The sequence below is a fragment of the Stenotrophomonas sp. STEN038 genome, from assembly GCF_056759895.1.
In genome coordinates, this window is the sequence record NZ_JBRRDW010000051.1 from 20,100 (window position 1) to 32,420 (window position 12,321).

A 12,321-nucleotide genomic window follows, 5' to 3' on the forward strand; every position below is an offset into this window, starting at 1 on the left:
GGAAGCATATCGGTTGGGCTGTACGACATCGGTCACTTGCAACCAAGCGTGACAATGGGCTCAAGGTAAGCTGGAAGCGTACCTTGGGCATCCATCAACGCCAGCGCATCAAAGCGCTCGATGCGCGCGGCAGGATCGCTGGCCAGCAATGCCTTGTAGGCCTTGAGCATGCTGCGCATGCCGGCGAGCTGCGAAGGCTGCAGTGCACCCTTCTGTGATGGGTTGGCGACCTGGTAGGCCGCGCTGCCGAAGATGAACTGCGCCATCAGCTCCGGACCATTGGGAGTACCCGCGGCGGGCACCGGCGCCAGCACCTCCGGGCAGACATAATCCACCGCGTCCTTGGTGCTGTCCTCCCATTCAAGCAGCAGGGCGCGGATGCTGGTCGCCTCCGGGTGGCGCGGCTGCGCTTCCAGCAGTGCGGTCAGGCCGACAACCTGTGAGCTGTCCACCTTCAAGCTGCCGTGGCCCTGGGCGGCCGCGCCCAGCGGCGGGAGCAGGAGCAGGGCGAGCAGGAGCGTCTGGCTGAAGAATCGCATCGCATGGATTCCCTCGATGGACAACGGGCTGCTCGCGCCCGATCAGCCAGGCGCCCCGGCTGACCCGGTACCGAGGTAAGCCAGATGATGATTGAACGTATTGCGTATAGGTTCAATCAATTCTGGTGGCAATCAGGCTTGCTCAGCGCATCAGTTGCGCAGTCATCCGCGGTCGCCTGTGCCATCCGACGCTGCCGTTGGCGCACGCCCCACCGCTGCGCTTATCTGCAGGCGGCGTTGACCTGCTGGTCCAGGCTGGTCCGCATATCGGCCGTGGCCTGTGCTCCTGCCGCGCCCAGCGCTGCCGTGCGCATGGCCTTGGCGCCATCGCAGTTCTCGTTGCCGGCGGTTGTCGTATAGCGAACCTGCACGCGCCGTTGGCCCGGCCTGGCAGGGGCGGCGGTCATGGACTGGGTCGGGTTGGACGGGGAGGGAGACGCATACCGGCGCAATGAGGTTTCGCCTTCGCGGCAGGGGATGGACTGGTAGCTTGTTTCGCCCTTCGGACCGGTGCATTTGTACACGGGCTGCGCCTGCGCTGCCGGGATGCAGAAGAGAAGAGCGACGGAGGCGAACAGGGAGAGACAAACTTTTGTCATTGAAGCTCCGTGACGAATCATGAATAGGAAGGGCGCCGATTATGTCCGGTCGCTATCAGCGAATCCGGAACCGCTGCGCGTTTCCGCAAAGCCGGCTGCAGATTTGCGGAATCTTCCAATGCCCGGACCTAGATGCAAGGTTTCGCGCCATGAGTAGTTTCACGTCGCGTCCTGGGTCTGCTCCAAGATGACACCGTCGATCCAATCCGCGTAATGGCTGATGCGGACATTGCAGGCGACCTGGCCATAGCGTCCGGGCCGTGCGGTTAGTACGTTGCCCTGCACAACCTTCCAGGAGCCCAACCCGGCGAGCAACCACTGATCAGCGCTCTGTATCAATGCAGGGCCGCCGCTGTCCCCGTTTCCGAGCACGCCTTCCAGTGGCAAGGCCGAAGGTGGGGCGTCGAAGACGTAGCAGAGCCAACGGTCATACGCGCTGCTTGCTTTGTTGAAGGCGCGGCGCAGTTCGGTGCGGTTGGGGCCACTGGGGTCGTGGCCGATGTCACCGGTGCCGGTAGCCCCTTTGCCGATCAGCTTGATGATCTGCCCAGCCTCATCGTCGCGCTTGTAGGCAGCTACCGGAACGACATCGGTAACGGGCTGGCTCAGCTTGATCAAGGCGATGTCATCCGATGAGGCGAGGAACACCACGATCAACATCGCCTCACCACTGGCCGTGGCCTGGTCGATCAGCGTCTGCGGCAGCGTTCTGTAACCCGGGTGGATGATGACGCGCTCCACCTCGCGTGGCAGCCCGTTGATCATCACCTGCCTGAGTTCGGCGTGCTGGGGCAGGGTATGTGCTGCCGTGACCGCCCACTGCGGAGCAATCAGGCTGCCATGTCCCTCGCCAGGCATGTCGACCAGCGCAGGAAACTCGCTGCTGGACACCCGATAGGCGGCGTCATCAACATCGTGGCGGATGACGATGGCTGCAGCGGGCAAGGACCCAGCCAGCAGTAGTGCTATCAGCAGGAATCGCTTCATCTTTGGATCAGGCTCGGTGACTGTAGATTGCTTCGGCAAGAGAGACCAGCGGGACATTGTGTGCCCATCGATACGTCGTTGCCGTCGCTACAAGAAGCGACGGCGACGTGGCGACTCCCAATGAGTAGCCAGCTGGGATATGTGCCATCCGGGCATCGGTTGAGCATGGCGTCGTCGCAGCGGACTATTCCTCGGAATCATTGGTTGCGGATTGCTGGTGCAGGCGTCGTGCAGCCTTGCCAAGCGAATACGCCGTTGCCATCTGGAAAATCAGAAATGCAGCCAGCGCCAGGAGCACCAGAATCAGGATAGCTGGAGGAATGGGATGCCCGGTCAGTACTGATCCAACGATGATGAGGCCAGTGCCGATGCCGATGTACAGGATGGAGTTGGCTTTTCGTCGCATGCGGGCGATCAGCCTGTTTCTTTCGGCTTCCTTTGCAGCGGAGATATCGTTGTCCATGCTTTTACACTCCTTGCAGGTTTTCAACGCTTCGGGGATCGCGACATTCCTGTCTGTCAGGGCCGGGAGGCGCAGTGAAACGACTGAGCTTTCCGTTCGGATCGTGCGGACAGTGAAGCGACGCTGTCGAGTATTCTCGTTTCCGTAAAAGAAAGGCGCCCGGATGCTTTGACTCTATCGAGACGCGTGGTTACCGGCAGTCCTTTCCCGCACTGCGATTCTCTCAACCAGCGTATCGATCGCCGTCTCCATGGCACGTGCGGTCTGGTCGCCACTCTGGTTGGTGATGACGAAGATGCCAAGGTCATACTTCGGGATGATGTAGATATAGCATTGCGAACGGGGCACACCACCATGATGGGCATGGTAAGTGCCCTTCAAGCGGTCGCCGCTGATGATGTTCCAGAAATAGCCGATGCCGAATTCGCGATCGAAGTTCACCAGCGTGCGATGGGATTCCTCCACGACCGGTCCATTGGCGAGTTGGAATCTCAGGTATTTCACCATCTCCGGAACCGTTGCCTTCACGTTTCCGGATGCACCCCAGGGCAGCTGCGGCATCGGGCTGGTCGGCACTGGATTGTCACTGTGGTAGCCGACCGCAAGCCGGCTGGTGTCCGCATCGGCGAGGTGGATTGTGACACCAGTCATCGCTGCGGAATCCTGCAGGAACCCGCGCAGCAGCGACTCGTAGTCGTTCTTGTAGACGACTTCCAGGATATGCGCCACCAGTTCGGTCCCGGTACTGGAATACGCGTAATCCTTTCCCGGCTCCCGGCCAATCTCGACACCATGCAGGTCCCTGAAGAACTCAGTCCTGCCATAGCCAGCATAGATGGCATTGAGCTCAGCGGGCGTGCGCCGATCGGTGAAGTCTGCCAGCACGGTGTTGGCGCGTTCTGGCAGCATGTTCGGCAGGCCACTGGTATGCGACAGCAGATGGCGGATGCGGATCGGCTCGCCCTTGTACTGCAGATTGGGGTAGTCGCCTTGCAGATATGCCCGGATATCGTCATCCAGGCCGATCCTGCGCTCCAGGACGGCTTTCGCTGCCAGCGTGCCTGCCAGCGTCTTGCTCAATGAGCCGATTTCGTAGAGCGTCGCATCGCTCGGAAGTCCCGGGGTGCCCGCAACCATGTCACCGCGGTGACGAGTGAACTCCTTCCCCCGGTACACGACTGCAATTGAGATCGAGTGCAGCAAAGGCTGCTCGATCAGCGTTGCAGCGATTTCTTCGATGTCTGTCTCCAGATCCTTCGTAGCAGCTGGCTCGCCCTTGCAGCCCGCACCAAGGAGTGCAGCTGACAGTACGAAGAAGCAGAAGCACCTGTTTCGAAGAGTCATCGAAGTCGCTTGCATGCGTCGGCGCTTGAAGTGGGATAGGGAAGGGCTCATAAGGTAGCCGATTACCTATCGCATCGCCGTAGTGGTTCCAGCACTTGAATTGGGACGGCGCTTGTGGGACCACTGGAAGTAGCGAAGGGGCGGATCAGCGAAGAACGAGTCCTTGAATTTTCCAGGCCGAGTCCTTCAGTGCATCGGGAAGGTGGTGACTTCCCTGCGCTGCAGATGCAGTCAGATATCCCCACGCGAACCCATTCCAGGGGACGGCGACTTTCGCAGAAATGGAATGGCTCGTGGTTACCGAAACCCATCGCGAGTCGATTTCGGCGGTGACGAGCTGTTGGGTGCCAGCTCGGTGCTGGTATCTTCCATGCAGGAACAGGGGGGCTGAAATGGCGGCGGCAATTGCCGCGGAAATGGCGATGCCAGTCGTCAGGCCGACGGCAACCAGAACCAGCCGGGCGATGGGTATGTCAGCGATCCGGCCGGATGGCGAATGGGCTACCAGAACCCAGTGCAACGCCAATAACCAACATGCAACAAGCAGCGGAATAGCCGCGATGGGTGCCAGGAACGCAGCGGCAAGCGCAGGCAAGGGCGCTGAAAGGCTGGCCACCCAGAACCGCTTGCGAGGTGAGCAGGTAGCTTTTCGATGTGTAGCTGTTGCTGTCATCCGATACCTTGGGCTGAGCGGTGCCGCACAGTGAGGCCGGCTTGAACGAATTGTCAGGTGCCATCCGGAAGACGGACCTGCATGGCGCATTCCGCCGCCAGTGACTTGAGCGCCGGGTCGCTGACCCCGGCAAGCGCCGCCAGGGTTTGTCGCTCATATGCCTCCGCGACTCCTGGATCTGGCTCAATGAAAGGCGATGTACATATGTCCGCGACATTGAACCCTTGCCTGGTCAAGGGCAAGACCTGATCTGGCGCCCTGGGTAGCGCAAGGGCTACTGCGTACTTGATTGATAGGGATGCGCCTGCATCCGAGAATGGCTTGAGGCCAACCGCAACCTTGAGCCACGACGGATCACCGGACTCGATACCGGATATGACCCGGTCAAAATCCCGCTCATTTTCCCAAAGATCCCAGAGGACCTTGTGCCCCCCCTCTCTGGCGATGCGTTCGAGTAGCGCGTGGGCCGAAGGGCCATTCGCAGCGAAAGCTGCGGGACCAGATAGAGCAAGAGCGATTAAGAACGTTGTCGTGTATTTCATGGTGGCTCACGTTGGAGTCAAACCTCGCTACATATCGGCGCCGGCTCGAATGAACTGTCAAGCGCGTCCCGTCCAGCGGCGCACCATCCAGATAAAGCAATACTGCACAGCCATTGGAACCAGGCCAAACGTGATGATGCAGAACAGGATGCTGCCTGCAAACAGAAGACCGAGATCAAACGCTTGGGCCATGAGTGGCCGGGAATGGCTTGGAAGGTGCTGGTGCTCCACGCTGGATACCAGCAGCGCAAGGACGGGCAGGATGCCAAATAGGGCGCCCACGCAGCCGGTGCTGATGATGGTTTGTCTAAGCTGCCGGCGTTGCCACATAACGACTTGCTCCGGAATTGAGCCGGCCCGCAAAGCGAGCCCCGCTCGGACACATTGTCAGGTGTCATGATCGTAGCGCTCAGCTACGCCATCTTTGAAGTGGATGGTAAAGAGGGCGTATCGACCGCCAACTGTTTCAAATTGAAGCAGCCATGGGTTGTTTGGATCGGCATCAAGCGGTATCCCAATGCCGACGAACTCGAATGTGTCGTCCCACGAGCCCGCAAGCGGTCCGTAGATCCGCTCATATGTCGGGACCAGCACGGATGCCGACTGCTGGAACAAGGCAGTCTCGTCGTTGATTGCTCTCTGAAAGAACGAAATCTGCTTCTTCGAAGGGGCTTTCGAGTTGACTGTGTTGACGTAGACGGAAATCGTCCGATCTGCAAAAGGAACGGAATCCGCACCCCATGATTCTTCCCCACGAATCCTGGTGAGCTCCATGGTGCCGAATAACGGGTGGGCCGCAGTCGCTACAACAGGACCTTCCCAGAGTTGCCTAAGCCATTTGAACATGACACCCAGCTTCCGAGTTATGCCGATTCGTTCAGTGGCGTCGGCTTGAATCAATTGTCAGGCGACGGTCCCGATTACAAGGAGGGCAATAAGCCCAAGAAGCGGAAGCGCGGCAAGAGCCAATGTACAGAGCCCCAGCCAGAACCAGAATCCTCCAGCTGGACGATGACTGCTGGCGATGGTGGCGCCAATGATCATAAGGCCGATGCATGTCGTTGGCAGGGCAACAACCAGCTCGATGTAGCGGTGGGGCGAAGGGCTGGCGAACCACCAAAGCCATAGCCCGACGACGCAGACGGCCGTGCCAATTGCGATCAGTGTTCCATCTCCTCGACGCGCGCGGGCTTTCACGTTGGTTCAACTCCGGAGTCCAACCGAGTCGCGTGGCGGCGTCGCCTTGAATGAACGGTCAGCCCTCATCCTGAAGGGCCTGCCAAACAGCCTCAATAATTCTGTTTGATGCGGTATCCGGGTGGCATGGCTTATGGCATGCATCCTCGATGAGCGCTTGATTCCCGCGCCAGAGCCCGTATTGATTCCTGATGCCTGTACCCCAGCCTCGGTGATATCGAACAAGGTCGTCCTTGCTTGTATTGCGAATGGCTTGCTTGTCCGCTGCGGAGAGCGTGGAAAGGAGGTCGGCGACAGTCGCGCTCACGGTAGTCGGCCATTTGTCGGGTCCAAGTAGTTCCTCTTCCTTCCCTTGAGCGAACGAAGCGCCGCAGAGAGTCAGCAAAAACAGGAATGCGCTGAAGAGCTTCTTCATCAAGGTTCACTCTGGAGTTCAGCGGTGTCGCGAAGCGACGTTGGTTTGGTTGAATTGTGGTGCCGGGGCAGCGACCGAGCCACCAACCAGAAGCAGGTGGATGCGCAGAGGATCAGGAGTGCCGGTACCACTATCTCCAACGACAGGTAAAACCAGTTTTGCCAAGGCTTCGGTTCGGAGAGATCGGAATAGTAGAAGACCGCTCTGTAGACCGTGTCAGAGAGGAAGGCCCACAAGATGAGGGCAACCACGGAAGTGAAGAGCAGCCGACTGGACTTGGTGCGAAGAGCTCGCATCATGATCCAGCAGCCTGACAGCACGATCAGCAGCCCCAGCGTTGCAGCAACTGCGAGAATCTCTTGTGGTCCCATAACTCCGCCTCCTGCCTGCCGGAATCAACCCTGCCCACGCAGCGGGTTCGGCTTGAATGTACTGTCAGGCCCCAAATCTGCAAAGCGGCCTTGGCATCATCACCTGCGCCTCTGGATAAGGACCTGATACGCCTAGTAGAAACATGGCCAGCGAGAACGCTCCGTGGAGTGCTGGCTCAAGAACCGCCCGATGGAACGCTGACGCCAGCGGCTGCACGAAGGCGAAAACCTGTGAGCCGATCAAGCAAGCAAAGAGATCTAATCCAAAGGCATCGACGAGTGGAAGCAACAGTCGCAACTCTGGATGGGAGGCCAGGATGGCTATCGCAATAACCGTAGCAACAACTACCAAGTATCGATACCATCGCGCCTTGCGCCACTCGAATATCTGCATCTTCGGCCCTCCGCTGGAGTTAAGCCGGGCCGGGAAGCGGCATCGGCTTGAATGAATTGTCAGGCCACGGCGCAGTCAACGCCCCGTAGCCGAAGTACGTTGCACAGCGAATCAAGTCTTTGCTCCGTATCGTCGTCAGCTACGAAGTAGCGACCGGCCTTGAGTGCACGCAGACCGGACTCAAAGGCAAAGACTGGCGGGTCGTAGTTGCGCACAGAGCCCTCCAGATAGTAGTCGAACGAATTGTCCCGCTGCTTGTTGGAATACACGCAATCAAGTTGAGACAGCCACTTGCCCAATGACAAGCTCAGCTTGTGCAAAGCGGGGAATTTCTGCCGAAGCGGTGTGGCGAGAAAGTGCACTTCACCGACCGTCCAAAGCTGGCCACGCCTGACGCGGGGAAGGAATACTGTGACGACTGGGGAGGTGTTTGGGTCGATGCTACCGTCTACTCGGAAGGAGAGCGGACCATACGCAGGAAAGTACAAGACTGTTCCTCGGTCTGATTGTGTCTCCGTTGGTGCTTGTGGCAGAGACCGGAACCAAGCAAGCACTTCAGACAGATCGGCGGGGTCTGCAATGAATCTATGTGTGCTGCCCATCTATCTTCCCCGGCCTAGTTCTGGAGTAAGCTGCGCCGCCAAGCGGCGTCGGCTTGAATGAATTGTTAGAGCCCACTTAGCCAAGGCTCCAGCTCGGGAGAGATCATCGAGAATGCGCTGTCCCAGCTCTCACTGGGGCCGCAACCAGTGGGATCGAACTGGACCACGGGATTGCCTGGTGTTGCCAAGTCTATGCAGTAATAGATGGCGCAGCCAACATGAAGGATGGGTAGCAGGTGCTTGGGCCACGCCCAGCCGGGCTCGTCCGGGTCTGGCTCGCTGAAGAGACGGTAGAGGCTAAGTGCCGTATCGCCCTGGTCTGTCACGTGCCCCGATCCGAGGCCCAATAGGCCATAGTGGGGCCCAAAGCCTCCGTTGCCGCGGCAGGCATAGAGTTCAATGAGGGCCGCTGGCAGCGGCAAGCCAACCGTCTTCTCCAGGTCGGTGATCTCTTCTTGGTCGGGCGCCGGAAGCTTCATTTTGGCTCTGACTTCGGAGTTAGGCCGCGTCGCGTAGCGGCGTCGGCTTGAATGAATTGTCAGGCACGGGGCCGAAGCCTCAGGATGCCAATGATTGCCAGCCCAATGATGCCACCTATGCAGGTGGCGACAACAGGCAGGTGAGTGGGCTGGTATGCAAGCTCTCCGTAGCGCTGTGAGTCCGGATATGAGGAGGGCTCAAGCAGTATCCATGCGGCAATGGCGCCAATCAGGAAGGCGGCGCAGGAGAAGAGAGTCCTCCGTCTCGGTGCGGCAAGGTAGGCGGTTACGACAACAGCGAGAGCTGCCAGGAAGCCAGCGCCAGGGAGGTGCCAGAAGCCCAGCATCTCAGTGGCGAGTGCCCCAGAGACGCCCGCGACGAGAAACGCGCCGATTACCGCGAGGACTGCCAAGCTCCATTGCAAGAGTGCAGACATATCTCCTCCGGCGCCTAATGCCTGAGTTAAGGCGTGCCGCGAAGCGGCGTCGGCTTGAACGAACTGTTAGTCTTACCGACTAGTGCCATTGAAATCATGGCTTGAGCCGTAGCTTCGTCACTGTCAGAAGTAGTGAGGACAAAGAGCAGCTCATCTTTGTCTTGGGGCCGCGACCACGCGTATGTGACGGTATGAGTGCGTGCATCGTTTGGACCTAGCCCGGCAGGACTCTGCGCCGTAGACATAAGCGGCTCCGGGGCCTTGCCCACCAGCGCCGCGAAGCCATGCTGAACGCGATTGGAGTCGGCACGCTGTGCGAACACAGCGCAAAGAGTGTCTTCGCGGAGTGCGACCACATATGCCGTGGACGGCGCCAACACAAACCACGCTTTGCCAGGCTTACCGCCAAGAAAGAATTCTGCCTTCTCAGGGGGAGCCTCCGGAGCGCGCATGTCAGCCATAGCTTTTCGCAGATCGTCCTGTGAGTAGAAGTGCTTCATGCAGGTTCCGGCGAAAAGGTCATTGATGCTATCCGGCGGCGGCGATGCCGTTGCTAGAACCGGAAGAAGTGCCGCTGTAGTGAGGAGCTTGCGCATGAACTTTCTCGGAAGGCTAACTCTGGAATTAAGCTGACTCGCGAAGCGAGTTCGGCTTGAATGAACTGTTAGGCATCGGCCGTAGACTCGAAGTACTGGTCGAACGCCAAAACCGCCGCCTCAATCGTTGGTGCAGTCCCGAACCGGTGATGCGGATCTTGCTCAATTAACAGTTCCAAGAACTGTGCTTCCAGTGATGCCGCGGCGCCAACTGGTGCGCCTGCGTGGAAGAAGTCTTTGCTTTGAACAGTGAATCCAATGCCGATAACTTCAAAGACGCGATAGAGAACTGCGCCGCCTTGTACGCGACGCCAAATTGGTATGTAGCGATACAAATGGGTCATATGGGCTGGCGGTGATTTGGTCTGTTGTCTGGCGGGGACGTGTATACGATGCCTAACGCTCTGAGTTAAGCCGCTGCCACGAAGTGGCAGTCGGCTTGAATGAATTGTTAGGGGGCACCGCCACCAATGGCAAGCTCCCCGCCGATACGCACATCTTGGCCGTACTTGAAGCTACGTTTGGCTACAACAGTGTCGCCACACCGTAAATAGGCAATGTGGCCTTTGCGCGAAGGGCCAATATAGAAGCTCTCACGGAAGCTGCCTGAGACCGCGTGCTGCACAGGGGTGCCGCTGGAATCGGTAGCTCGGACGGATAGGGAGCAGTTTGAATCGAACGGTGCGGAGCCGGTTACGTATAGATGTCCGTCAGCCGGTCCGAAAGAGACGCAGCCACAGAGCATCGTGCAGACGACGGAAATTAACGGCAGTCGCATGAGTTTCAAATGTCCCCTCACTCCGGAATTAAGCCGCGCCGCGAAGCGGCGTCGGCTTGAACGAACTGTTAGGGGGCTAGTCCCAAGACAGCCACCACCAGTTCTGCCCCTCAGCTGCTTGTGGAAACTTCCGTGGCTCACCGTATGGCCAGCCTGGCGCAGCGCCATCAGCACGCAACTCCGCAGCCCACGATCGAACCACCTCCTCTGGAGCTGAGGTAAGTAGGTGAACGTTCTCCGCGTATGGCCAGCCACCACAAATAACCGGGTCTAGGTCATATATGTTGACGAGTACCGCGGCGACCTCGGGCTTTGCCGCAATCTCCTCAAGTTTGCTTTTGAAGAAGACAACGCCAGGATGATCCTCTAGGTTAACGGCAATGCTCTCTTCATCGTCGTTGTCGGAGAAGAAAATTTCTGCTGGAACGACGGGCAGCGGCTCTTTGTGCCGCCAGTCCGGGGTGCGGAACCCTTGCGAGAAGATCTCACGGAGTAGTGCGGTACGACTCTTTGACACTTTCATACCCCCTGGCTCTGGAATTAAGCCGACCCGCGCAGCGGCGTCGGCTTGAATGAACTGTTCGGCGGCTGTGGCCACTTACCGCTCCCCGGGCCAGTGCTGCCTTGCTTGTGCAACCTAACGCGGACCGATCATGCCACAGCTCGCGGGATGGAGCTTGCCCGGGAAACCCTGCCGAGCTTTGTCGCCGAAGTTCGATGAAATGATTGCGGTGGAGCAGTGAAACGTAAGGCGAAGTGGTGGGCTTGCCGCTGCCAGAAACAGTTGGAACTGTTACCCGGAGCCGACCAGTGACTTACCGTTGTTGCTGCCGAAAGAAGAAGGGCCAGCCAACCCAGCGCACCGCCGCCTAACTCTGGAATTAAGCCTACCTGCGAAGTGGGTTCGGCTTGAATGAATTGTTAGGTGCCATGCCGGGAGAGCTGGATGACACCGGAATGAATTTCCTGGGGGGTGATGCCGCTAACTCCGATTGAGCATGACTTGATGCGGTTGTAACCGTCAACGAAGAAGACCGCCGTCTCCTCTGGGAGCACAGCTGACCCGCAGTCTGCTCCGCGAAGCTCGCCGCCGGGGAAGGTGCCCTTGAAATGGTGAAGGGGTGTAACAGTGGGTTGGTCCCGAGTCTCGTTGGAGCCAAGAAATGGCGTTGCAACAGAGTCGACACGACCATAGAAAACGTATGTAGATCCCTGGAACAGTCCCCTAGTCCATTGGGCTTTGGACTCGACAGGGTTGCACGAGCAGTTTTGCCCAAGCGCGAGGCTTGGTAATAGTAGAAGTGCGGCTCCGACAATCCTAGTCATGGCTCCTAACTCTGGAAATAAGCTGCGCCGCGAAGCAGCGTCGGCTTGAATGAATTGTTAGGTTGCAATGCTACCAACCTTGCGTGCAACCGCCAGAACAACGGTGGAGACCAGCTCAAATGCAAGATAGCAGGCTCCAAAGACGGCAAGGAAGAGCCAGCCGCTGGCGCGATTAGCGCCGCAATGCATCTCGGTGAGGCAATGGAATACTCCAGCAATCTGAGGAACGCCAATAGCTATGGCAGCAATGGCCGCAAAGCCCACCAGAATGAGAGAAGTCTTGCCGAGGACGGACGAGTGCCAGAGAAATGCGTTACGCCGCAATGCGCTTAAGGCCCGGAGGGGAAGCAGCGAAACGCCGAATAGCCCAAGGAAACCCAAGGCGTAGATGGATGAAGCTAATAGCAGAGACGACCAATCTGTCATTGCAACCCAACTCCGGAATTAAGCCGGCCCGCGAAGCGGGTTTGGAGTTCCCAGGATTTAGTGGACACCTGACCGAGGGTGGCGATGCGCTGCCTCGAACTCGTCAGGACTGACCCCGCCTAGATGGCTGTGGCGGCGTGTTGGATTGTAAAA

General features: G+C 58.6%; 18 protein-coding genes and 1 pseudogene. All 19 read right to left on the reverse strand.

Annotated features, from left to right (window positions below; genetic code table 11):
• Positions 1-32 precede the first annotated feature (32 nt).
• On the reverse strand, positions 33-539 hold the full coding sequence (locus ACVOLS_RS17450) for a hypothetical protein (RefSeq protein ID WP_481546674.1): 507 nt from the start codon (positions 537-539) through the stop codon (positions 33-35).
• Positions 540-760: 221 nt separating this feature from the next.
• On the reverse strand, positions 761-946 hold the full coding sequence (locus tag ACVOLS_RS17455; RefSeq protein WP_481535989.1) for a hypothetical protein: 186 nt from the start codon (positions 944-946) through the stop codon (positions 761-763).
• Between the two features lie 18 nt (positions 947-964).
• A pseudogene (locus ACVOLS_RS17460) lies at positions 965-1,159 on the reverse strand (DUF4124 domain-containing protein); the annotation flags it as partial.
• Between the two features lie 138 nt (positions 1,160-1,297).
• Positions 1,298-2,125: a S1 family peptidase gene (locus ACVOLS_RS17465; protein WP_481546675.1), complete on the reverse strand. Its 828-nt coding sequence runs from the start codon at positions 2,123-2,125 to the stop codon at positions 1,298-1,300.
• Positions 2,126-2,309: 184 nt separating this feature from the next.
• Positions 2,310-2,588, reverse strand: a complete 279-nt coding sequence (locus ACVOLS_RS17470) for a hypothetical protein (protein ID WP_481546676.1) — start codon at positions 2,586-2,588, stop codon at positions 2,310-2,312.
• 174 nt (positions 2,589-2,762) lie between these two features.
• Entirely contained in the window at positions 2,763-3,947 is a 1,185-nt protein-coding gene (locus ACVOLS_RS17475; protein ID WP_481546677.1) for a serine hydrolase domain-containing protein, read from the reverse strand.
• A gap of 130 nt (positions 3,948-4,077) precedes the next feature.
• A complete protein-coding gene (locus tag ACVOLS_RS17480) occupies positions 4,078-4,548 on the reverse strand; it encodes a hypothetical protein (RefSeq protein WP_481546678.1) in 471 nt (156 codons plus the stop codon).
• Between the two features lie 110 nt (positions 4,549-4,658).
• Entirely contained in the window at positions 4,659-5,147 is a 489-nt protein-coding gene (locus tag ACVOLS_RS17485) for a hypothetical protein (RefSeq protein WP_481546679.1), read from the reverse strand.
• Between the two features lie 57 nt (positions 5,148-5,204).
• Positions 5,205-5,477 carry a hypothetical protein gene (locus ACVOLS_RS17490; protein ID WP_481546680.1) on the reverse strand — a complete coding sequence of 91 codons (273 nt, stop codon included), beginning with the start codon at positions 5,475-5,477 and terminating at the stop codon, positions 5,205-5,207.
• 57 nt (positions 5,478-5,534) lie between these two features.
• On the reverse strand, positions 5,535-5,993 hold the full coding sequence (locus ACVOLS_RS17495) for a hypothetical protein (RefSeq protein ID WP_481546681.1): 459 nt from the start codon (positions 5,991-5,993) through the stop codon (positions 5,535-5,537).
• Positions 5,994-6,402: 409 nt separating this feature from the next.
• Entirely contained in the window at positions 6,403-6,759 is a 357-nt protein-coding gene (locus ACVOLS_RS17500) for a DUF6794 domain-containing protein (RefSeq protein WP_481546682.1), read from the reverse strand.
• Positions 6,759-7,130 (reverse strand): hypothetical protein, encoded by a 372-nt coding sequence (locus ACVOLS_RS17505; RefSeq protein WP_481546683.1) that lies wholly within the window; start codon positions 7,128-7,130, stop codon positions 6,759-6,761. The genes ACVOLS_RS17500 and ACVOLS_RS17505 overlap by 1 nt, the downstream gene beginning before the upstream one ends.
• A 64-nt stretch (positions 7,131-7,194) precedes the next feature.
• Positions 7,195-7,524, reverse strand: coding sequence for a hypothetical protein (locus ACVOLS_RS17510; protein WP_481546684.1), 330 nt, complete (start codon positions 7,522-7,524; stop codon positions 7,195-7,197).
• A gap of 667 nt (positions 7,525-8,191) precedes the next feature.
• Positions 8,192-8,605, reverse strand: a complete 414-nt coding sequence (locus tag ACVOLS_RS17515) for an SMI1/KNR4 family protein (protein WP_481546685.1) — start codon at positions 8,603-8,605, stop codon at positions 8,192-8,194.
• 59 nt (positions 8,606-8,664) lie between these two features.
• Entirely contained in the window at positions 8,665-9,042 is a 378-nt protein-coding gene (locus ACVOLS_RS17520) for a hypothetical protein (RefSeq protein WP_481546686.1), read from the reverse strand.
• 26 nt (positions 9,043-9,068) lie between these two features.
• A complete protein-coding gene (locus ACVOLS_RS17525) occupies positions 9,069-9,638 on the reverse strand; it encodes an NMCC_0638 family (lipo)protein (RefSeq protein ID WP_481546687.1) in 570 nt (189 codons plus the stop codon).
• A 68-nt stretch (positions 9,639-9,706) separates the two neighbouring features.
• The gene (locus ACVOLS_RS17530; RefSeq protein WP_481546688.1) at positions 9,707-9,982 is read right to left on the reverse strand and encodes a hypothetical protein; all 276 of its coding nucleotides are present in this window, start codon (positions 9,980-9,982) and stop codon (positions 9,707-9,709) included.
• 510 nt (positions 9,983-10,492) lie between these two features.
• Positions 10,493-11,014, reverse strand: a complete 522-nt coding sequence (locus ACVOLS_RS17535; RefSeq protein WP_481546689.1) for a hypothetical protein — start codon at positions 11,012-11,014, stop codon at positions 10,493-10,495.
• 785 nt (positions 11,015-11,799) lie between these two features.
• Entirely contained in the window at positions 11,800-12,168 is a 369-nt protein-coding gene (locus ACVOLS_RS17540) for a hypothetical protein (protein ID WP_481546690.1), read from the reverse strand.
• Positions 12,169-12,321 lie beyond the last annotated feature (153 nt).